The organism is Microbacterium laevaniformans (assembly GCF_016907555.1).
Taxonomy (GTDB): domain Bacteria; phylum Actinomycetota; class Actinomycetes; order Actinomycetales; family Microbacteriaceae; genus Microbacterium; species Microbacterium laevaniformans.
In genome coordinates this window covers 1906154-1926464 of the sequence record NZ_JAFBCE010000001.1, presented here as the reverse complement: position 1 = coordinate 1926464, position 20311 = coordinate 1906154, and the positions used below count along the sequence as shown (strand labels likewise).

General features: G+C 69.5%; 23 protein-coding genes. 19 read left to right on the top strand and 4 right to left on the bottom strand.

What is annotated here, in order from left to right; all coding sequences use genetic code 11:
• Positions 1 to 6: 6 nt before the first annotated feature.
• Genes JOE53_RS09150 through JOE53_RS09140 form a run of 3 tightly spaced genes read right to left on the bottom strand, consistent with a single transcriptional unit; the run spans position 7 to position 2613 of the window.
• Complete coding sequence (locus JOE53_RS09150; RefSeq protein ID WP_204947468.1) at positions 7 to 1596, bottom strand: carboxylesterase/lipase family protein; 1590 nt, start codon at positions 1594 to 1596, stop codon at positions 7 to 9.
• Between the two features lie 48 nt (positions 1597 to 1644).
• Positions 1645 to 2319, bottom strand: coding sequence for a GAP family protein (locus JOE53_RS09145; protein ID WP_005050922.1), 675 nt, complete (start codon positions 2317 to 2319; stop codon positions 1645 to 1647).
• Positions 2320 to 2376: 57 nt separating this feature from the next.
• On the bottom strand, positions 2377 to 2613 hold the full coding sequence (locus JOE53_RS09140; protein ID WP_233449530.1) for a hypothetical protein: 237 nt from the start codon (positions 2611 to 2613) through the stop codon (positions 2377 to 2379).
• Positions 2614 to 2923: 310 nt separating this feature from the next.
• On the opposite strand from JOE53_RS09140, the gene JOE53_RS09135 reads away from it, so the two are divergent.
• A protein-coding gene (locus tag JOE53_RS09135; RefSeq protein WP_233449959.1) for an IS5 family transposase occupies positions 2924 to 3770 on the top strand; the annotation gives its coding sequence in 2 pieces (ribosomal slippage) (positions 2924 to 3229 and positions 3231 to 3770; 846 coding nt in all).
• Here the strand turns inward: JOE53_RS09135 and JOE53_RS09130 are convergent.
• Complete coding sequence (locus JOE53_RS09130; protein ID WP_026095586.1) at positions 3751 to 4080, bottom strand: hypothetical protein; 330 nt, start codon at positions 4078 to 4080, stop codon at positions 3751 to 3753. The genes JOE53_RS09135 and JOE53_RS09130 overlap by 20 nt on opposite strands.
• A gap of 101 nt (positions 4081 to 4181) precedes the next feature.
• Here JOE53_RS09130 and JOE53_RS09125 point away from each other — a divergent pair, with 101 nt between their 5' ends.
• The 18 genes from JOE53_RS09125 to JOE53_RS09040 all read left to right on the top strand — a co-directional run bounded on the left by JOE53_RS09125 (position 4182) and on the right by JOE53_RS09040 (position 20234).
• Positions 4182 to 5165, top strand: a complete 984-nt coding sequence (locus JOE53_RS09125) for a bile acid:sodium symporter (protein ID WP_204947467.1) — start codon at positions 4182 to 4184, stop codon at positions 5163 to 5165.
• Positions 5166 to 5172: 7 nt separating this feature from the next.
• Positions 5173 to 5508: a Cd(II)/Pb(II)-sensing metalloregulatory transcriptional regulator CmtR gene (gene cmtR, locus JOE53_RS09120; protein ID WP_271171057.1), complete on the top strand. Its 336-nt coding sequence runs from the start codon at positions 5173 to 5175 to the stop codon at positions 5506 to 5508.
• The gene (locus JOE53_RS09115) at positions 5505 to 5849 is read left to right on the top strand and encodes a hypothetical protein (RefSeq protein WP_048809235.1); all 345 of its coding nucleotides are present in this window, start codon (positions 5505 to 5507) and stop codon (positions 5847 to 5849) included. The genes cmtR and JOE53_RS09115 overlap by 4 nt, the downstream gene beginning before the upstream one ends.
• Complete coding sequence (locus tag JOE53_RS09110; protein ID WP_048809234.1) at positions 5846 to 7951, top strand: heavy metal translocating P-type ATPase; 2106 nt, start codon at positions 5846 to 5848, stop codon at positions 7949 to 7951. Before JOE53_RS09115 ends, JOE53_RS09110 begins: the two co-directional genes overlap by 4 nt.
• A gap of 215 nt (positions 7952 to 8166) precedes the next feature.
• The gene (locus JOE53_RS09105; protein WP_045246905.1) at positions 8167 to 8619 is read left to right on the top strand and encodes a hypothetical protein; all 453 of its coding nucleotides are present in this window, start codon (positions 8167 to 8169) and stop codon (positions 8617 to 8619) included.
• 91 nt (positions 8620 to 8710) lie between these two features.
• On the top strand, positions 8711 to 9379 hold the full coding sequence (locus JOE53_RS09100; RefSeq protein ID WP_204948213.1) for a DsbA family protein: 669 nt from the start codon (positions 8711 to 8713) through the stop codon (positions 9377 to 9379).
• The gene (locus tag JOE53_RS09095) at positions 9379 to 10398 is read left to right on the top strand and encodes an NAD(P)-binding domain-containing protein (RefSeq protein WP_045246903.1); all 1020 of its coding nucleotides are present in this window, start codon (positions 9379 to 9381) and stop codon (positions 10396 to 10398) included. Before JOE53_RS09100 ends, JOE53_RS09095 begins: the two co-directional genes overlap by 1 nt.
• Before the next feature lie 13 nt (positions 10399 to 10411).
• Positions 10412 to 11128 (top strand): copper resistance CopC family protein, encoded by a 717-nt coding sequence (locus JOE53_RS09090; protein ID WP_204947465.1) that lies wholly within the window; start codon positions 10412 to 10414, stop codon positions 11126 to 11128.
• Positions 11125 to 11400: a TFIIB-type zinc ribbon-containing protein gene (locus tag JOE53_RS09085; RefSeq protein WP_045246902.1), complete on the top strand. Its 276-nt coding sequence runs from the start codon at positions 11125 to 11127 to the stop codon at positions 11398 to 11400. The genes JOE53_RS09090 and JOE53_RS09085 overlap by 4 nt, the downstream gene beginning before the upstream one ends.
• A gap of 77 nt (positions 11401 to 11477) precedes the next feature.
• The gene (locus JOE53_RS09080) at positions 11478 to 12011 is read left to right on the top strand and encodes a signal peptidase II (RefSeq protein ID WP_045246901.1); all 534 of its coding nucleotides are present in this window, start codon (positions 11478 to 11480) and stop codon (positions 12009 to 12011) included.
• The gene (locus tag JOE53_RS09075) at positions 12008 to 12343 is read left to right on the top strand and encodes a DUF6804 family protein (RefSeq protein WP_045246900.1); all 336 of its coding nucleotides are present in this window, start codon (positions 12008 to 12010) and stop codon (positions 12341 to 12343) included. The genes JOE53_RS09080 and JOE53_RS09075 overlap by 4 nt, the downstream gene beginning before the upstream one ends.
• The gene (locus JOE53_RS09070) at positions 12340 to 12939 is read left to right on the top strand and encodes a TlpA family protein disulfide reductase (protein WP_233449529.1); all 600 of its coding nucleotides are present in this window, start codon (positions 12340 to 12342) and stop codon (positions 12937 to 12939) included. The genes JOE53_RS09075 and JOE53_RS09070 overlap by 4 nt, the downstream gene beginning before the upstream one ends.
• Positions 12936 to 13703: a cytochrome c biogenesis CcdA family protein gene (locus tag JOE53_RS09065; protein ID WP_204947464.1), complete on the top strand. Its 768-nt coding sequence runs from the start codon at positions 12936 to 12938 to the stop codon at positions 13701 to 13703. The genes JOE53_RS09070 and JOE53_RS09065 overlap by 4 nt, the downstream gene beginning before the upstream one ends.
• Positions 13684 to 15372, top strand: coding sequence for a cytochrome c biogenesis protein ResB (resB, locus tag JOE53_RS09060; protein ID WP_045246897.1), 1689 nt, complete (start codon positions 13684 to 13686; stop codon positions 15370 to 15372). The genes JOE53_RS09065 and resB overlap by 20 nt, the downstream gene beginning before the upstream one ends.
• Positions 15369 to 16310 carry a cytochrome c oxidase assembly protein gene (locus tag JOE53_RS09055; protein ID WP_061681226.1) on the top strand — a complete coding sequence of 314 codons (942 nt, stop codon included), beginning with the start codon at positions 15369 to 15371 and terminating at the stop codon, positions 16308 to 16310. The genes resB and JOE53_RS09055 overlap by 4 nt, the downstream gene beginning before the upstream one ends.
• Positions 16311 to 16313: 3 nt before the next feature.
• The gene (lnt, locus tag JOE53_RS09050) at positions 16314 to 17933 is read left to right on the top strand and encodes an apolipoprotein N-acyltransferase (RefSeq protein ID WP_101305216.1); all 1620 of its coding nucleotides are present in this window, start codon (positions 16314 to 16316) and stop codon (positions 17931 to 17933) included.
• 186 nt (positions 17934 to 18119) lie between these two features.
• Complete coding sequence (locus tag JOE53_RS09045; protein WP_309297575.1) at positions 18120 to 19337, top strand: M23 family metallopeptidase; 1218 nt, start codon at positions 18120 to 18122, stop codon at positions 19335 to 19337.
• Positions 19338 to 19358: 21 nt separating this feature from the next.
• Positions 19359 to 20234 carry a M23 family metallopeptidase gene (locus JOE53_RS09040; protein WP_233449528.1) on the top strand — a complete coding sequence of 292 codons (876 nt, stop codon included), beginning with the start codon at positions 19359 to 19361 and terminating at the stop codon, positions 20232 to 20234.
• Positions 20235 to 20311 lie beyond the last annotated feature (77 nt).

The window sequence follows — 20311 nt, the reverse complement described above, 5'->3', positions numbered from 1 at the left end:
GCGTGGTCAGTGGAAGTCGAGGACCTGGTCGCCCCATGCGGCGCGCAGGGCGGCGTCCAGATCGTCGACGACGCTGTCGTGGCGCTCGATCACCAACGTCGCACGGGAGTCGGCAGGATCGTAGGCGGGCCAGTGCGGGGCTCCGGTGACACCGTCCGCGTCAGGCGTGCGCCCATGAGCGAAGGCGGCCCATCGCTCCTGCATACGGGCAGAGATCGCCTCGCCGGCACGTTTGCCGCCGAGTCGGAACGTGAGGTCCTTGGAGCCGCTCGCGAAGACACCCCAGAGGTACGCCAGCTCGCTGCCGTGGGTGGCGCCGAGGCCGATCAGTCGCAGGAAGGGCGCCGCGTGATCGAAGCGGTACAGCCAGACCGGGGCCGTGGCGGCGTGACCCTCGGCGATCCACACGGTGGGCATGCGGAAGCCGATGTCGCGGGCGACGCCCAGGCCCACGGCGTTCTTGCGCACGTTCTCGTACGCCGTCTGCACCTGGGCGACCGACGGCAGCTCGACGGTCGGGTTGTCGGTGGCCATGTCGGAGAACATCGTCATGATGCGCTCCTCGGTGATCGGCATGAGGGGCGACTTCATGAACTTGAACAGCGACGCCTCGTCCTTGTTGGTGCCGATCATCAGCGGGACGGGCAGTCCGCGGCCCTCGTGCAGCACGGTCGCCGGTGCCTCCGGCAGCAGGTCGCCGTCGATGATCGGCGCGAACGCGAGCGTGCCGGGCGCCTCGTCGGGCACCTGGGCGTACACGGCCATCCCCGCGGTCACGAGCTCGTCGGCGGAGGCCGCGCGCAGCGCCGCGGCGGTGGAGACGGCATCCGTCTGGTCGATGCCGAGCTCTCGCACGAAGCGCTCGGCGACATCTCGCGCCCGGTCGATGCCGTAGATGCTGGACGCGGGGGAGGACTGCGCGATCGCCCGGTGGAACAGACCCGCGGCCGAGGGAGTGGCCAGCAGCGTCGTCACCAGGCCGCCGCCGGCGGACTCGCCGAACACGGTCACGCGGTGGGGATCGCCGCCGAACGCGGCGATGTTCTCCTGCACCCACCGCAGTGCCACCAGCACGTCCTTGAGCGCCAGGTTGCGGTCGAAGCCGCCGTCGGGCAGAAGGCCGGACAGGTCCAGGAAGCCGAACGCGGCCAGACGGTAGTTGAGGGTCACGACGACCACGTCGCCACGCGAGACCAGGGAGGTCGCGTCGTAGGTGCGCTGACTGGACGCGCCGAACGTGTAGGCGCCGCCGTGCAGCCACACCATGACCGGTCGCGCACCCGCCGGGGCGTCGGCGTCGGGTGCCCACACGTTGAGCATCAGGCAGTCCTCGTCGAGGACGGCGTCATCGCCCAAGGCGATCGCGGGCGTGCGCACCTGGGGGCAGGCCGCACCGAACGCGGTGGCGTCGACCTCACCGCTCGCGAGGGTCGCCGGAACCGGGTCGCGCCAGCGGCGCTCGCCGACGGGGGCTTCGGCGTAGCGGATGCCGCGCCACGAGTGCACCGCGTCGCGGACGGCGCCGCGGAAGGTGCCGGCCGGGGTCGTGACGATGCACGGGACGGGCACGTCGACGGTCTCGGTGGTGTTCGACATGGGAGTTCCTTTCGAGTCGGGAGGTGTGAGAAGTGGGAGGGGTGGTGCTCAGGCGGCCAGACGGTGGATGACCTGTGCGAGCTCGTTCGCCGCGAGGATCGCGAACAGTACCGTCATCATGGCGGCGTTGTGCGTGATGAGCTGCGACTTCAGCGCCTGCAGGGCGGAGAGCACGCGGGCCGTGCCGGTCAGCTGGACCAGAGCCGGAATCACGAGCAGCAGAGAGCCGATCATTGCGACGGCCAGGCACAGGCCGACGGCGGCGAGGGGGGCGAGGTGTGCCTCGCCGATGAGGGCGCCCGCCTTGAGTTCGAGGGGGATGTTCTTCGAGTTGGTCACCGCCATGACGAGGCCCAGACCGGCTGCCGAGAGGGGGGTGACGCTGTCGATGGCCGCGAGCCACGTCGGCGCGGTCGCGGGCTTGCCGTCCTTCGGACGCGACATCCAGCTCACGATGGCGAACACCGTGAAGCCGAGGCCGAGGACGATCGCCAGGATCAGCGAGACCGTCTGCGCCGCGGGGCCGCTCGACGCCGACGCGCGGGCCGCGCCCAGCGCGCCCAGGCCCGTGGCGGCGAAGGCGACCAGCGTGTAGACCGCGGTGTAGACGGGGGCGCAGGCGCGGCCGCGGGGTGCGAGCACGATCGCGACGATGGCCACGATGGGCAGCGGGGACAGGAGCATGCCCACCGCGAGGGGAAGAAGGTTGTGCAGGTCGTTCACGTCGATTCCGTTTCATCGCTGCTCCCGGGCCGGGTGTCCGGGGGTGCGATGACGACGTTATGACGGGGGTGTGGCCTGCTTTTCGGGATGTTCGGCTGACACGACAGGAGTGGTCGGCGGCAGGGCGAACAGCGCCTCGAGCAGCGTGTCGCGACCATCTGTGCGCAGGCGTGCGCCGAGGTCGCGCGCGTGGGAGGCCGGTCGCAGCTCGGCATCCGGCGCCGTGCGCCCCCGCGAGCGCACGCGAGCGCGCAGCCGGCTGCCCGCGCCCGTCGCGACGACATCGAGGCTCACCTCCGCACTCTTGAAGGTTCTCGGTGAGAGTTGCGAATTCCACGACGGTTTTCAAACGACTTGCAAATTTGAAAACTGTAGGTTCTCGGCGAAGATGGCGGATTCTTAGATGAAGTGGCGGACAAGTGGCGGATCCGAAAGATTGGTGAGAACGATGCGTGTAAGTGCCGTGTCGGTTCCTATCCGAAATGACAGATTCCGCGGGTAGTTGGCATGCACCTAGGGCGTGTTGATCAAGAGGTTCCGCTCCTCGGTGGGTGAGTCTTGAACGGTGACGCGACAGGAGATCTCTGACGAGGTGTGGGCCGTGATGGAGCCGTTGATGCCGACGGTGACCGGTCGGTCGCGGCCGTGGACGGATCACCGGCTCGCTATCGAGGGGATGGCGTGGAAGTACCGGACCGGTGCGCCGTGGCGTGACGTTCCGGAACGGTTCGGGAAGTGGAACTCGATCTACAAGCGGTTCAACCGGTGGGCCGGGGACGGCACCTGGCAGAAGCTGCTCACCGAGGTGCAGAAGCAGGCCGACGCCGCTGGGGAAATCGACTGGGTCGTCTCGATCGACTCCACGATCGCGCGCGTGCATCAGCACGGCGCGACCCTCGCCCGGGACACAGGGGGCTGTGCCGAATCACAAGAATCCGTGGTCCGAGCCGCCTGATCACGGGATCGGACGCTCCCGCGGCGGGCTGACGACCAAACTGCACCTGGTCTGCGACGGCCGCGGCCGGCCGCTGAGCATGATGATCACCGCCGGGAACATCAACGACACCACGATGATGAGCGCGGTGCTGGAGAACATCCGCGTTCCCCGCGACGGGAAGGGCCGCCCCCGCACCCGCCCCGACCGGGTGCTCGCCGACAAGGGGTACCCCTCAAGGGCGAACCGCGCCTGGCTCCGCGACCGGAGGATCGCGGCGACCATCCCCGAGCGGGACGACCAGATCGCGCACCGCCGCAAGAAGCCGGGCCGGCCGATCGCTTTCGGCGACAAGCAGAAGGAACGCTACAAGGGACGCAACGTCGTAGAACGCTGCTTCAACCGTCTCAAGCAGTGGCGCGGCATCGCGATGCGCTCGGACAAACTCGCCCGCAACTACCGAGCCGCCGTCAGCCTCGCCGCGGCGCTGATCTGGATCAAGACCGATCTCCGCTGAGCGCTTCGCGCTCCTGCAGCGTGCGCTCAAGCTGTCCCACCGTCGGCGCACCCGCAAAGCCGCGCTCGGTCAGATAGACCCTGCACGCCAAGTCGGCAGTGTTCCCCTGGGACGGGAACAAGTCCTGACCGTCCAGAAGAATCGTGGGCGAGCCCGCGAAACCAGAGCTCACCGCCTCAGCCTCGGTGCGGATCAACACGAACTCCACCGGAACATCGCCCCGTCCGATCGAGTCGAGCACCAGCCGTACTCGATCGCCCGCCTCCTGCCAATTCGGGCAATCCTCGATATGCAGCACCTGGATCTTCACACGCCCATTCTCCCGCGCAACTCGCGGCGGCTGGCCACCCCGCACCTTCTTGATCAACACGCCCTAGGGGCGCACCGGCTACATTCGACAGGCTTGTGCTCGTGTGCACAGCTGTGGAGTGGTGGGAGCGGCATCAGGTAGTGCTCTACCTCGCAGCGATCGCCGTGGGTGCGGTGGTCGGTCTACTCGTGCCGGCGGTGGCGGATCCGCTCGAGTCGGCGATCAATCCCGTGCTCGGGTTGTTGCTGTACGCGACGTTCCTGGGGGTGCCGTTCACGGCGATCGGCCGGGCCTTCACGGATTGGCGGTTCCTGGGCGTCGTGCTCGTCCTGAACTTCGTCGTCGTGCCGGTGGTCGTGTTCGGGTTGAGTCGCGCCGTGGCGGCTGATCAGGCGGTGCTCGTTGGGGTGTTGTTCGTGCTGCTGACGCCGTGTGTGGATTACGTGATTGTGTTCACTGGCCTGGCTGGCGGTGCACGTGCGCGGCTGCTTGCTGCCACGCCCCTGCTGATGCTTCTGCAGATCGTGTTGCTGCCGGTGTACCTGTGGCTGATGGCCGGCGCCGAGGTGGTGGGTGCGTTCGACCCGCATCCGTTCGTGGAGGCATTTCTGTTGTTGATCGTGCTGCCGCTCGTTCTCGCCGCCGCCACGCAGCTGCTGGCGAAACGGTTCCGTGCCGGCCGCGCGATCGAGGGCGTGGTGCTGGCGGCAATGGTGCCGCTGATGATGCTGACTCTCGCCGTGGTGATCGGCTCGCAGGTCTTCGGCGTGAGCAGCGCTCTCGGCCAGCTGCTAATCGCGGTTCCCGTGTTCGTCGTGTTCGTCCTAATCGTGGCACCACTCGGTGCGCTCCTCGGGAGCGCGGCACGCTTGGATGTTCCCAGCCGCCGGGCGGCCACGTTCAGCGGGGTCACCCGCAACTCGCTGGTCGTGCTCCCGCTCGCTCTCGCGCTGCCGGCATCTTTCGCTCTGACGCCGTTGGTTGTAGTGACTCAGACCTTGGTGGAGCTCGTCGCAATGGTGGTCATGGTCGCCGGGGTACCGCGACTCATCCGCCCTCGCATTAGTACAGCGGAGAATGTATAGTCAGCCTGTGCTGACTCTTCCTTCTCGCCTCGATGTGATGAACCGGCTGGGTCGGGCGATGGCCGACCCGACCCGTTCCCGGATCCTCCTCACACTGCTGGACGCTCCCGGCTACCCGGCTGAGCTGGCACGAGATCTCGAGTTGACCCGCACGAACGTCTCGAATCATCTGACGTGCCTGCGGGGCTGCGGGTTGATCGTCGCCACACCGGAAGGTCGGCGCACCCGGTATGAGATCGCCGACCCGCATCTGACCCAGGGGTTGCGACAGCTGCTCGAGGCGGTCGTCGCCGTCGACGAGGGCGCCCCGTGCATGGACGATCAGTGCGAGTGCTGCGCATGAGCCTCATCGACCGTGACCTGCTGCCGGTGGCCTGCACGCTGACGCCCGGCGCTGGTGCTGCACAGCTAGCCGCGTGGCAGGAATTCAACGACGACTACCTCCTCGACATCGACAGGACGGCCGCCCAGATCACCGTCCACTACCCAAAGATCGACGACGCGACCGCCCGGCTGACGGAGCTGGTCCGCACCGAGCAGTCCTGCTGCGCGTTCGCGACTTGGGCGATCGACACGACCCACCCCGACCTGCGCCTTTCCGTTACCGGCACCGATGACGCACTGGCCGCGCTCACGTTCCTAGAGCAGACGCCCGCCCCCGCAACGAAGGAGAGCGTGCAGTGAGCGAAGAGTGTTGCGGCCCCAACGAGCCGCGCAAGCCCGGTACGGTCCGGCGCATCGAACTGTCCCGGCCGCTCTCGACCGGTGACGCCTGCTGCGCCGCGGAACCCTCCTCCAAGACCGCGGCGCCAAGCGCGGTGCACGATGCGGGCGATGCCTGCTGCGGCCCCGACCTCGCCACCACCCCCACCGAGGCGGACGAGGAGCCGGAGGTCCGCCCGCCCTGGTGGCGCGACTTCGCGTTGCTTCCCTCCGCGCTGTCCGGGCTGTTCCTCCTCGCCGGATACACGTTCGAGTGGACTGGTCTGCACATCCCGGCGCTGGTGCTGCAGTGGGCGGCGCTGCTCGCCGGCGCCTACACCTTCGTCCCCGGCGCGATCCGCCGCCTCATCCGCGGTCGCCTCGGGGTCGGGCTGCTGATGACCATCGCCGCGATCGGCGCGGTCCTGCTCGGCCACGTTGGCGAGGCCGCGACCCTGGCGTTCCTGTTCTCCCTGGCCGAGGCGCTTGAAGACCGGGCGATGGACCGCGCCAAGGAAGGCTTGCGCGCCCTTCTGTCCCTCATCCCCGACACTGTCCGCGTCTCCCGCCTAACCAGCGACGTCACGATCCCCGCCGCGGACGTGCGTGAGCTGGACATCCTCGTCATCGGTGCCGGCGATCGCATCGCCACAGACGGCGTGGTCGTGGAGGGTAGGTCGAGCCTGGACACGTCGGCGATCACGGGCGAGTCGATCCCGGTCGAGGTCGGCCCCGGCGATCCGGTCGCCGCCGGTTCGGTCAACGGGGCGGCGACGTTGCGGATCGAGGCAACTGCGGACGGCCGCGACAACTCCCTCACCCAGATCGTCGCCCTCGTGGAGCAGGCCCACGCCCGCAAGGGCAACCGGGCACGCCTCGCCGACCGGATCGCGAAGCCGCTCGTTCCCGTCGTCCTGATCGCCGCTGCCGTGGTCGCCCTGTTCGGGCTGCTGGTCGGCGACCCGTGGACCTGGATCGAACGCGCCCTCGTCGTCCTGGTTGCGGCATCCCCGTGCGCGCTGGCCATCGCGGTGCCCGTGACGGTGATCAGCGCGATCGGAGCGGCGTCAAAGTTCGGCGTCGTCATCAAGTCAGGTGAAGCGTTCGAGCAGCTCGGCACGATCCGCGCCGTCGCCCTCGACAAGACCGGCACCCTCACCCGCAACGAGCCCACCGTCGTCGACGTCCAGCCCGCACCCGGTATCACCCGCGACGACCTGCTCGCCTGGGCCGCCGCCGTGGAGGCCACCAGCACCCACCCCCTCGCCGCGGCCATCATCGCGGCCGCACCCGTCGCCAGCCCCGCAACGGAGGTGGTCGAGGAGGCCGGGCATGGCATCACCGGGACCGTCGACGGCCGGGCGATCCGGGTCGGCAATGTCCGCTGGCTCCATCCCGCCGGCCAGCAGTTGAACGCGGAGGCGATTGCCGCGCAGGGCATGACCGTCGTCGTGGTCGAGGCGGACGGGCAGATCGCCGGCCTGATCGGCGTGCGGGACGAGCTGCGCCCGGAGTCGGCCGAGACGGTCCGGATGCTGCAGTCGCAGGGCATTGAGACCATCATGCTCACCGGCGACAACACCCGCACCGCCCACGCCATCGCCGCCGAGGCGGGCGTAACCGACGTTCGCGCCGAGCAGCTGCCCGCCGACAAGGCCGCCGCGATTGAGGCGCTCGTCACGCAGCAACCGACCGCGATGGTCGGCGACGGCATCAACGACGCCCCGGCACTGGCGACGGCGACGGTCGGGATCGCGATGGGTGTGAAAGGCTCCGCGGCGGCGATCGAGTCCGCCGACGTCGCCTTCATCGGCCACGACCTCCGCCTCATCCCCGGCGCCCTCGCCCACGCCCGCCGCGGCCGACGCATCATGACCGCCAACATCGGTCTGGCTCTGGCGATCATCGTCGCGCTGTTCCCGCTCGCCCTGTTCGGCATCCTCGGGCTCGCCGGCGTCGTGCTGGTGCATGAGATCGCCGAGGTCGTCGTCATCCTCAATGGCGTCCGCGCCGCCCGTCGCCCCGCTGCGCTACGGCAACTCGCCACGGTGCCCGCTCGCCAGCCCGAACCCGCCCACGCCTGACCACCGACCCCTCGCCCCGCGGTGGCAGAACACCGCCCGACTTGGAACCGGCCCTTGTGAAGACCCCCATCAAAGCCACCTTCGCCACCGTTGCCGTCGTCATCGTCCTGGTTGACCGGCTAGCCGCGCCGGACCCGGCCGGCGCTGCCGGCGCTCCCGTGCTCGGGTGAACCGGGCTCCGAATGGGTTTAGGTGCGCACGGTAGGCTGTGGGCGATGGTCTCTTCGGCCCGGACTCCGCGCTCCACGACGCTGAATGAGCAATTGTTGATAATGAGGCTCATTACCAGCGTCGGTTTGGCGCTGCTGCTGATGTTGGGTCTGGCAGCGACGGGTCACACAGAGGCGGACGGTTCGACTCCTGTTCCGCTGGTGATTTCTGGGTTCATGGACCCCCACGTCGAGCCCGTGGCAGACGCCCCAGTCGAGCATGAGGCGGTCGCCGGTGGCGTCGTTTCTGGGCCGAACGCGTTGGTGGGCGCTGCGCTGTGCATGTTGGGCGTGTTGTGCGGGCTGACGTTCATGGTGGTGCTGCGGGGGTTGTGGCGTCGGCGGATGCCTCCGGTTCTCGGTGACGGGCCACGGATGCCTTCGCTGCTTCCGGCGCCGGCTGCCCGTGCTCACCCGATTGTCTTTTCGTTGACGCAGTTGGGTCTTTCCCGAACCTGACATTTGGCACGCCACCCTTTCCGGGTGGCGCTTCGTCCCGGGCTGCGTGCCCGGGTTCTGTCCTGTGCCGTGTCTTGGTTTGGAGTACCCGATGAAAACCCCTGTGAAGGCGACGCTCGTCACCATTGCCGTTGTGGTGGTGATGGTGATCGCCGCGTTGATCTATGTCCTTGTCAATCAGAGCCAGTCCGCTCCACCTTCATCTGGGGGCGGTGACGCATCCCCGCAGGTGGTGCGGGAGAGCTCGCATGTCCTCGACGACGGCGGGGAGGGCGCTGTCACCCTGGTGGAGTTCCTCGACTTCGAGTGCGAGGCGTGTGGCGCGTTCTTCCCGATCGTGGAGGATATGCGGGAGCAGTTCGCTGGGGAGATCACGTATGTGGTCCGCTACTTCCCGCTGCCCGGTCACTTCAATTCGAAGAACGCGGCGGTCGCGGCGGAAGCGGCCGCGCAGCAGGACCGGTTCGAGGACATGTATGTCCGGTTGTTCGAGACGCAGGCGGAGTGGGGTGAGGCGCAGGAGTCTCGCGCCGACCTGTTCCGTGGCTTCGCGGAGGAGATCGGTCTGGACATGGCCGCCTATGACGCCGCCGTGGCGGACCCGGCTATGGCGGAGCGGGTGGAGCTGGATTTCGAGGAGGGCCAGGCGCTCGGGGTGAGCAGCACGCCGACGTTCTTCCTCGACGGTGAGCTGCTCGAGCTGCAGGAGTGGGACGACCTCGAGAACGCCATCCAGGCTGCGGTGAACGGTGGCCGGTGATGCGGGCGGGTTTGACGCATCGGCGGGCGATCATCGTCGGCGCCGGGCAGTCTGGGCTCGCGGTTGCCGCGGCTCTGGCCGCGGAAGGGCTGCGGCCGCAGCACGAGTTTGTGGTGATCGACGCCGCCAGCACGGGGCAGCGTTCCTGGTCCTCACGGTGGCATTCGATGGAGCTTCTCAGCGACGCCCGGCATAGCGCGCTGTCTCCGCGGCGGCTGCTGGGTGACCAGCGCCGGCATCCGCGAGTGGACGAGATGGCGGACTACCTCACCTTCGTGGAAGCCGGGCTGGGCGTGGAGACGGTCTGGGGCATCCAGGCGACCGGGGTGGAGCATCGCGGGAACGGCTCGACTCTGCTGCTGTCGACGACGGCAGGGGAGGTGCAGACCCGCAACGTGATCTGCGCGACGGGCGCGGCCGCGCACCCGCGGATTCCGGAGTGGGCGTCTCTGCTGACGATGCCCGGGGTGGTGCTGCACAGCAGCGAGTACCTGTACCCGAAGCAGATCCCCGTCGGCGACGTGCTCATCGTGGGCGGCGGGAACAGCGGTGTGCAGCTGGCCCGCGAACTGTCCGCGTCGCACACCGTGACGCTGTCCGTGCGAACCCGGCGGCAGCATCGCCCCGCGATGAGCTATCCCGCCGCGGCGGGGGAGAGGGTGCCGCTGTTCTCGCGGGAGCGTCGCCCCGAGCCGATCTTCGGCGACAGCTATGAGCAGCTGCGCCGCGTCGGGGTCACGATCGCAGCTGCGGTGCAGGACGCGGCCGGCGCCGGGGTGACCTTCGCCGATGGCACGCAGGCATCCCCCCGCTCGGTGATCCTCGCCACCGGCTACACCCCTGGCGACGACTGGCTCCCGGAACCGGCCCGCGTCGACCGGCCGCGGCGCACCCTGACCGGCCTGCCCGGGCTGTTCGTGGCGGGGATGCCGCAGTACGGCGGCCGCGGCTCCGACACCCTCGCCGGGGTCTGGAAAGACGCGACGACGATCGCCCAGCACATCATCAACCGGCCCTGAAAGGACCACCGCCTTGACCACCGTCACCGACCACGAACACCCGCACCGATCCGGCTCACGGAGACGCATCCTCCTCCTGTCCACTCTGACGACGCTGCTGCTGGCCGCCGGGCTCCTGTTCGCCACCGCGGCGCCCGCAGCCGCGCACGATGAGATCGTCTCCTCCTCCCCGGAAGCCGGATCCACGGTCAGCGTGGTCCCGGAGGAGATTTCGCTGACGTTCAGCGGCGAGATCCTCACCGATTTCAGCGCCGTGATCATTGAGGTGGTCGCCCCGGACGGGCAGAACATCGCATCGGGGGATCCGGTCATCGACGGGACCACGGTCACCCAGGCGGTGACGCCTGGTCAGGCGGGCGTGTACACGGTGCGGTGGCGGGTCGTGTCCAGCGACGGGCACCCGATCAGCAACGAGTACCAGTACACCGTCGAAGCGGTCACCGTCCCCACCAGCGCCCCTACCCCCGAAGCGACCGAGGAGCAGACACCCGACCCGTCTCCCACATCTGCCGCCAATACGTCCGGAGAGGTTCACAACGGGCCATCCGGAGGTTGGGAACTCCTCCCCGTCCTTGCGGTCCTGAGTGGCGTAATCGTGCTGGGCGGCGCGCTGGTGGTCGTGCTCATGGTGGCCAGAGAGCGTCGTCGCCGCGACCGAGCAGCCGCGGCCGCGGCCGCCGCGGATGGTGGAACCGCCGACGACCAGCAACAGAAGGAGAACCCCTCATGAAATGTCCGGTCGACGGGACCGCCCTGCTGATCACGGAACGCTCCGGGGTCGAGATCGACTACTGCCCGCAGTGCCGGGGCGTCTGGCTGGACCGTGGCGAGCTCGACAAGATCATCGACCGCGCCGCCGACCTTGCCGGCGGCGGCCGGCAAACCAGCACCGCCCCCTATCCGCGCGAGGGCGACCACCGTTCTGACCGCGACAGGGATCATCACGGTCGCTCCGGGCGTCGGCGGAAGGAAGGGTTCCTCGGTGACCTCTTCGACTTCTGACACCAAAAACCTCTTCCTGATAGCCGGTCTGATGACCGGGTTATCAGCGGCCCTCGCGAACGCAGGAGGAGCCGCTGATGGTTCGTGAGCAGACCCGGCGGTTCGCGGTCGCGTGCCTGGCCGCCGCTGTGGTGGTCCTGGTCGACCAGGCGACGAAGGCGGCCGCACTGGGAGGGTTGAGTCAGGAGGAGCGGATCCCGCTGCTGGGGGATCTGCTTGGGCTGCAGCTCGCGTTCAACCCCGGCGCGATCCTCTCCCTCGGAGCCGGGGTCACCGGGCTGCTCACTCTCCTCGGGGTCGGTGCCGTGGTGCTGCTGGTCGTCGCCGCCGCGCGGGCGCGGACCGGATGGTGGGCGATGGGGATCGGCCTGATCCTCGGGGGCGCGATCGGGAACCTGATCGACCGGCTGTTCTCCCCCCCTGGGTTCGGGGTCGGGCACGTCACCGACTTCCTCGCCTACGGGAACCTGTTCATCGGCAACCTCGCCGACGTCGCCCTCGGTGCCGGCGTCATCGTCCTCGGCCTGAGCCTGTGGACCCGACACCGCCGCTCCCGCGTCAGCGCGGACAGCGCGGCGCCTGCGACGGGCTCCGTGGTGAGCGGGTCATGATGGCGAAGCAGCGGACCTCGTCCGTATACCAGCGCAACGCGTTCGCGCCGGGGCTGCTCGCGGCGGCGGTGTTGTTCCTCGCGCCGGTACTGATGGGCGGGGACTGGTTCACCGTTGTGCTGTTCGTCGCCGCGATCTTCGCGGTCATCGTGGGGTGGTTCGCGATCCAGGCGCGGCAGTGGTGGTGGTTGCCTGTGTTCGTCGTGATCGCCGTGATTTGGAACCCGGTGTTCCCGTTCCCGTTCACCGGCCCGGTGTGGACTGCGGCGCAGCCGGTCGCCGCGGTCGTGTTCCTGGTCGCCGGCGCCCTGATCAAGGTCAAGCGCGCATGATCCGCCGCCGCGTCCTTGCCGCCATGACGCTGGTCGCGGCGCTGCTGCTGGCCGGGTGCACGTCCAGCGACTCGCTCGCGCAGCAGTACCGGGACGGAAGCGAGAAAGGTTACATCTCCGGCGACTTCCAGATCGTCGAGATCCCCGACGCCGACCGTGGAGAGCCGGTGGTGTTCGAGGGCGTCACCGAGACCGGGGAGACGGTGTCCAGTGACGACTACCGCGGCGGGGTGCTGGTGGTGAACTTCTGGTACGCCGCGTGCGGGCCGTGCATCGTCGAAGCGCCTCTGCTTGAGGAGGTCTGGCAGGAGTACCAGGAGCAGGGTGTCGCGTTCCTCGGGGTCAACACCTACGACCAGCCAGCCACCGCACTGTCGTTCGCCCGTGACAACAACGTCACCTACCCGAGCGTGATCGACGTGAACGACGGACGGGTCAAGCTCGCGTTCGCGCAGGTCACTCCGATCCAGGCCACCCCCACCACCTTGGTCATCGACCAGGAGGGGCGGGTCGCGGCGCGGATCATCGGGCAGTTGGCCAGCGCGTCGATCCTGTCCACCCTGGTCGCCGACACCCTCGCCGAGGACAGCTCATGAATCCGGGAGCGGTGATCGTCGACGGCGCCCTGTGGGTCGCGATCCCGGTCGCGATCCTCGCCGGGCTGGTGTCGTTCGTGTCCCCGTGCGTGCTGCCGCTGGTGCCTGGCTACCTCGGCTACCTCGGCGGCACCACCACGACGACCGCGGCCCCCACGCTGGACGGGGGGCGCACGGTGACGGCGGAGCGCGCGCGGCTGCTGCTGGGCGTGACATTGTTCATCGCCGGGTTCACCGTGGTGTTCGTCGCCGTCACGATCCTCGGCGGCACCTTCGGGTACCTGCTGCTGCAATACGCCAATGTGCTCACTCGCGTCTTCGGGGTCGTCATCATCGCCCTCGGCCTGGTGTTCCTCGGCTTCTTCGGCATTGCCCAGCGCACCCTCCGCCCTCGCGCCCAGGGTAGGACCGGGCTGATCGGGGCGCCGCTTCTCGGGTTCGCGCTCGGCGTCGGCTGGACCCCCTGTATCGGCCCGACGCTCGCAGCGATCATCTCTATGTCGTGGAACCTCGGTGACCCCGCCCGCGCGGGCCTGCTCGGGCTCGCGTACTCGCTGGGCCTGGGCATCCCGTTCCTGATCCTCGCGGCCGGACGGGGGTGGGCGTCCCGATCGGTGACGTTCCTGCGCCGCCACATCCGCGCCCTGAACATCATCGGCGGGGCCATGCTCATCGCCCTCGGCCTGCTGATGGTGACCGGGCTGTGGACGGCACTGATGTCGCAGCTGCAACAGGTGGTGATCAATGTCCCCCTCCCGCTCTGACACCGGCATCGACGTCACCGCCGACCCGCTACGCCCCGGCGACCACGCCGACAGCGAATCCGCGACGGAGATCACCCAGCCGGCGCTGGGCATCACCGGGTGGTTGCGGTGGGCATGGCGGCAGCTGACCAGCATGCGCACCGCATTGGTCCTGCTGCTGTTCCTCGCGATCGCCGCCGTCCCCGGGTCCCTGTTCCCGCAGCGCAGCGCCGACCCCAACGGTGTCATCCAGTGGGAGCGGGACAACCCTGACGTGTTCCCCCTCGCCGATGCGGTCGGCCTGTTCGACGTGTACCTGTCGCCGTGGTTCTCCGCGATCTATCTGCTGCTGTTCACCTCCCTGATCGGCTGCGTGATCCCGCGCGCCAAGCACCACTACAAGGCGCTCCGCTCCCGCCCCCCTCGCACCCCGGCCCGGCTGTCGCGGCTCTCGGAGTACCGGGAACTGACCTTGCCGAGAGAGGAAGGGAGGACCGACCCGGCCGCGCACGCGATCGACGTCGCGGCAGAGCAGCTGCGCAAGGCCGGATACCGGGTGGAGCGATACGACGCCCGCGGAGCCGCGTCGGTGTCGGCCGAGCGCGGCTACCTGCGCGAGACCGGCAACCTGATCTTCCACGTCGCCCTCGTCGGCGTGCTGGTCTCGGTCGCGATCGGCGGGTCGTTCGCGTATACCGGGCAGCGGGTGGTGGTGGAGGGCACCACGTTCGTGAACGCGCTTAGCGACTACTCCTCGTTCAACCCCGGCCGTTTCGTCGACGGCACGGGCCTTGCCCCCTACTCGCTCACCCTCGACGACTTCCAGGTCTCCTACCGGCTGCCCGGCACCCCCGGCGCAGGCCAGGCCGGAGACTTCTCCGCCGACATCACCATCCGCCAACCCGGGCAGGACGATCGGGCGCAGAGCGTGATCGTGAACTACCCGATCACCGTCGACGGCGATCGCATCTACCTGCTCGGCAACGGCTACGCCCCCACCCTCACGATCCGCGACGCCGCCGGCGAGGTGGTGTACAGCGAGTCGCAGCCGTTCCTGCCGCAGGACTCCAACATGACCTCGCTGGGCATCATCAAGATCCCGGACGGGCTGCCCGAACAGGTCGGGCTGGTCGGGTTCTTCTACCCCACCCAGGGGGTGTTGCCCTCCGGCGCGTTCACCTCCGTCTACCCGGACGTGGTCAATCCGGTGCTGACTCTCAACGTGTTCAGCGGGGATCTCGGCATCGACGACGGCACTCCGAGGTCGGTGTACACGCTCGAGGTCGACGGGCTCACCCAGCACACCGGCGGCGACACCGCCGCCGACTCCCTTGAGCTCACCCCCGGCGCCACCGTCGACCTGCCGAACGGGTGGGGCACGATCACCTGGGAGGAGGTCACGGCGGAGGAGCCGGTGAAGCGGTTCGCGTCGCTGCAGATCCAACGCGACCCCAGCAGCGGCTGGGTGCTCGCGTTCTCCGTGCTCGCCACCCTCGGCCTGTTCGCCGGCCTGTTCGTGCCCCGCCGCCGGCTCTGGGTGAAAGCCCGCACCACCCCGGATGGTGTGCACGTCGAGTACGCGGGACTGGCCCGCGGCGAAGACCCCGCTTTGGCGCGCGCCGTCGACGAGTTCGCGACCCGCCACGCGCACGCCCTCGGCGTAGACCAGCCTGCGAAGGACACACCGTGACGACCGTGTGGATCCCGGACGCCCCGCCGACCCTCGGCGGGTTCCTGACCCCGGCCCCGCTTCCGGCTCCGGTGCTACCGCTCCTCGCGGGACTCCTCGCGGTCGCCTACCTGGCCGGTGCGATCCGGATGTGGGTCCGCGGCCGCGGCTGGCCGGTGTGGCGGACGGTCAGCTTCCTGCTCGGCTGCGTCGCCCTCGCCGCGGTCACCGGCCTGGCGGTGGAGAACTTCGGGTACGCCCTGTTCTCGGTGTTCATGTTCCAGCAGGTCACCCTGATGATGGCGATCCCGCCGCTGCTGGTCCTCGGCTCTCCCGGCACCCTGCTGCTGCGCGCCACCCCGCACCACGGCCCAGGTCTCCTGGTGCTCCGCGCCGCGCACGCCGGGCTACGCAGTCGCACCGCACGGTGGCTGCTCAGCCCGTGGCTGGCGGTGCCGCTATACCTGGCCGCGTTTTACGGTCTGTACCTGGCGAACTTCGCCGATCCGATCCTGTCCACCGTCACCGGCCATACCCTCCTCGAGGTCGGGTTCCTGGTCGCCGGGATGCTGTTCACCATCCCGATCCTGTCGTCGGACCCGCTGCCGGTGCGGATGAGCCACGGCGGCCGCGCCCTGGACGTGTTCGCCGAGGCCGCCCTGCACGCCTTCTTCGGCGTCTTCCTGATGATGGCCACCACTACCCTCATCGACGGGTTCGCCGGCCCGACGAGCGCGCTGGGCATCGACCCGATCGAAGACCAGCGCCTCGCCGGCGGGCTGGCCTGGTCCTACGGCGAGGCCCCCACCTTGCTGATGCTCATCTACGTCATGCACCGCTGGTTCCGCGACGACACCGCCCAAGCGGTCGCCGCCGACCGTCGCGCCGACGCACACGGCGACCCTGAGCTCGACGCGTACAACGACTACCTCACCCGACTCCACCAGAAAGACACCTGACCGATGCGCACGCCTTTGCCGACACCCGCCCCGGCCGCCGCGCCGGAGCAGGAGACGCCGCGCCGCACCGTGGCGGCATGGTCGCTGCCGGTGTGGGCGGCGGTGCTGGCATCCGCGGCCGCCGGCCTGCTGCTGGATCTCGCCTCCGCACCGGTGGGGTGGTGGCCGTTGACGTTCGTGAGTGTCACGGTCGCCCTGGTGGCCCTGATCGGCCGCAGCATCGGCGGGGCGCTGCTGGTCGGCACTGTGTTCGGCGCCGTGTTCTACACGACCCATCTGGTGTGGGTGGGGGAGTTCCTCGGCCCGGTGCCGTGGCTTGCCCTCGCCGGGCTGGAAGCGGTCCTGTTCGGCGCGGGCGCGGTGCCGATCGCGCTCGCCTACCGGTGGACCGCCCGCTATCCGGCCCGCGGCCTCGTGCAGCTGCTCGCGGTACCGCCGCTGATCGGGGTTCTGTGGACGGCCCGTGAGGTGGTGATGGGTGCGTGGCCGTACTCCGGGTTCCCGTGGGCGCGCCTCGGGATGACCCAGGTGGGCGGCCCGCTCGCGGAGGCCGTGTCGTGGACGAGCGTGACCGGCCTGTCCCTGCTGATCGTCATTCTGTGCGCCTCTGTGGTGCAGTGGATCCGCGCCGGCGGCATCCGCTTCATGCTCGGGTTGCACCCTGCTGTGAGCGTCGCCGCTCTCCTGGTGATAGCGCCGCAGTTCCCCACCGCGCCGGCCGGGGAGTTCCGCGTGGGATGGGTGCAGGGCAACGGCCCCACCGGGTACTTCGACGACAAGGTGCCCGGCGACGTCCTGGCCGCGCAGACCGCCGCCACGGTGCCGCTGTACGGGCAGCCGATGGATCTGCTGGCCTGGCCGGAGGGCGGCGTCGACGCCGACCCGCTCAGTGATCCCGCCGCCGCCGAGGCGTTGGACCGGGTCGTGCGCTCGGCCGGGGCGCCGTTGCTGATGAACGCCGCCACCACCCGCGGCGACGATGTCTTCAACACGTCCCTGCTGTGGACCGCGGATCCCACGGGCCGGCAGTGGCACGACAAGGTCAACCCGGTCCCGTTCGGCGAGTACGTGCCGGACCGGTGGTTCTACGAGCTGATCGTCCCCGACCTGGTGGGCTTGATCCAACGCGAATACACCCCCGGCAGCAACCCGCCGCTCGTGCAGGTCGGCGACGTCGGGGTGGGGTTGGCGATCTGCTTCGACGTGATCTACGACGCCGTGATCTGGGACGGTGCCCGCGCCGGCGCAGAGGTGTTCGTGTTCCAGACCAACAACGCCGACTTCCGCGGCACCGACGAGAACCTGCAGCAGCTCGCGTTCGCCCGGATGCGCGCCATCGAAACCGGCCGCGCGGTCGTCAACGTCTCCACGGTGGGCACCAGCCAGGTCATCACCCCGGACGGCACCACCGTCGACAGCATCGGCGTCGACACCGTTGACGCGTCGATCACCACCGTCCCGCTGCGCACCGGACTCACCCCGGCGGTGATCCTCGGTCCCTGGCTCACCGCTCTCATCGTCCTCGCTGCCGCCGGCGCTCTCACCGCGGCGGGGTTCTCCCACCGTGCCCGCACGCGTGCGGCCGCCGCAGATCGTTCGACTGATCCGGGGAGGCACCCATGAACACGCCACGGATGAGGCCTGCCGGAGGTCGACTGGCCTGGTCGCTGCGAACGCTGGCGACGGGCAGCGATCTCACCCTTCCTGGTGACCTGACGGCGGAGGAGTGTGGGTGCGCGCCCACGCCCGCGGAGAGCCGCGCATTCCGGGCCGGGGTGAGCCGGCGCACTCTGCTGACGGCGGGAACATTTGAGCGCGGCAGCCGTCCTGGTCGCCGGCCCGCTGTTGCCGGCAGCGTTCGCGGCGACCTATCCGTCCTGGGAGGACGTGCAGGCCGCGAAAGCGAACGAGGCCACCAAAGCTGCCGAGGTGCAGCGGATCCAGGGCCTCATCCAAAGCCTGACCGGCGAGGTGGCGCGCACCCGCACCGCCGCCGAGCAGGCCGCCGGCGCGTTCTACACCGCCCAGCAGGAGTACTTCGACGCATCCATCCGCGCCGACACGTTGCAGTCCCAAGCCGACCTGGAAGCGCAGAACGCGACCGACGCGGCGAACAAGGCCGGCCGCATCGCCGCGCAGCTGTACCGCGACGGGGGCGACACCACCTCCCTCGAGCTGTTCCTCTCCGGGTCGGCCGCGACCGCGGACGATCTCCTGTCCCGGCTGGGCGTGATGGACAAGCTGCTGGAACGCAACCAGGCCGTCTACGCTGCGGCGCTCACCGCCCGCGATGCCGCCCAGAGCCTGACCGATCAGGCGGTGGTGGCCCGGGATGAGCGCGACCGGCTGCAGCAGGTCGCCGAGCAGAAGATGCTCGAGTCGCAGCAGGCCGCCGATGCTGCGCAGGCCGCGCTGGACGCGCAGACCCTCCACCTCGGCGAGCTGCAGGCCCAGCTCGCCGCCCTCGAGGACACCACCGCGAAGACCATCGCCGACTATCAGGCCGGGGTGGAGGCTGCCCGCATCGCCGAGGAGCAGCGGCGAGCGGCGGAGCGCGCCGAAGCGGAACGGCTCGCCGCCTCGGGAGGTGCTGGTGGGGGTGTGGTCAGCTCCGGGTGGGCACGGCCGACCTCCGGGCACCGCACCTCGGGGTTCGGGCCGCGCAGCTCCCAGTGTGGCAACGGGTACTGCTCGACCAGCTACCACTACGGCGTCGACCTCAGTGGCGGATGCGGCGCGGGGATCTACGCCGCCGCGGCCGGCACCGTCGTCTACGCCGGGTACAACGGCGGCTACGGCAACTACATCAAGATCGACCACGGCGGCGGGATCGGCACCGGATACGCCCACATCCGCCCCGGCGGCTTCTACGTCGGATACGGCCAACGCGTGAACGCCGGCGACCTGATCGGCAGCGAAGGCAACACCGGCAACGCGTTCGGCTGCAACCTGCACTTCGAGGCCTACATGAACGGCTCCCCGGTCAACCCCATCCCCTTCCTCGCCGACCGCGGCGTGTCCATCTGATCCGAAACGAACCAGGACATCATGACTGACCAGACCACCCCACCCGGCGGCGGCGACCAGCCCCAGACGCCCCCCACGCGCCGCAGCCTCCGCCGCGCCGCAACCCCGCCAGTCACCAGCATCACCACCCGCCCCCCACGGCGCCCGCCCGCAGAAACGTCCGCCCGTGGTCGGGTAATCGCGCTGCGCCCAGTGCGCTCCCTGGCGGTCCTGACGGTGGTCACCGGCCTGATCGCCACCTTCGCCCTCCCCGCGTATGCCGCCTGGCAGCCGGCGGACCTCGAGATCCCGACACTGCAGCAAGTCGCGTCCGAGGACGCGCAATCCTTGATCGTCGCCTCCGACGCGACTGGGACGCAGCACACACGGGAGAGCTACTCGGCCACCACCCAGGCGGAGATCGACCAGAAGAAGGCGGCAGAAGCAGCCGCAGAACGCGCGCGCGCTGCGCAGGTCGCCTCGCTGCCGTTTGACTACAGCATGGTGCCCCCCGGCAGCGGAACCGTGCGCTGGCCGGTCGGCGGCCCGTTCACCGTGACCGACCGGTTCGGCGACCGCGGCGGCGCACACATGGGCACCGACATGGTCGCCGCCGGCGGAACCCCCGTCTACGCGTCTCTCGACGGTGTGGTGCGGATCTCACAGGACAGCTACGGCGGGTACGGGGTCACCGTCGTGGTGGAATCCGTCCTGAACGGGCAGCAGGTGAGCACGGTGTACCCACACATGCAAACAGGTAGCCGGCAGGTCGGCGTCGGGCAAAGCGTCACGGCCGGGCAGCTGGTCGGGCTTGTCGGCAGCACGGGCCGCTCCACCGCAAATCATCTGCACTTCGAGGTGTATCTCGACGGCACCGCCGTCGACTCGCTGGCCTGGCTGGAAGCGAACGCGGGCTGACACATGTCCCGCACGCATCCGCCGCGCAACGATGCTCCCGCCCACCCCCTGCCCGCAACGACGAAGAGGATGACCCT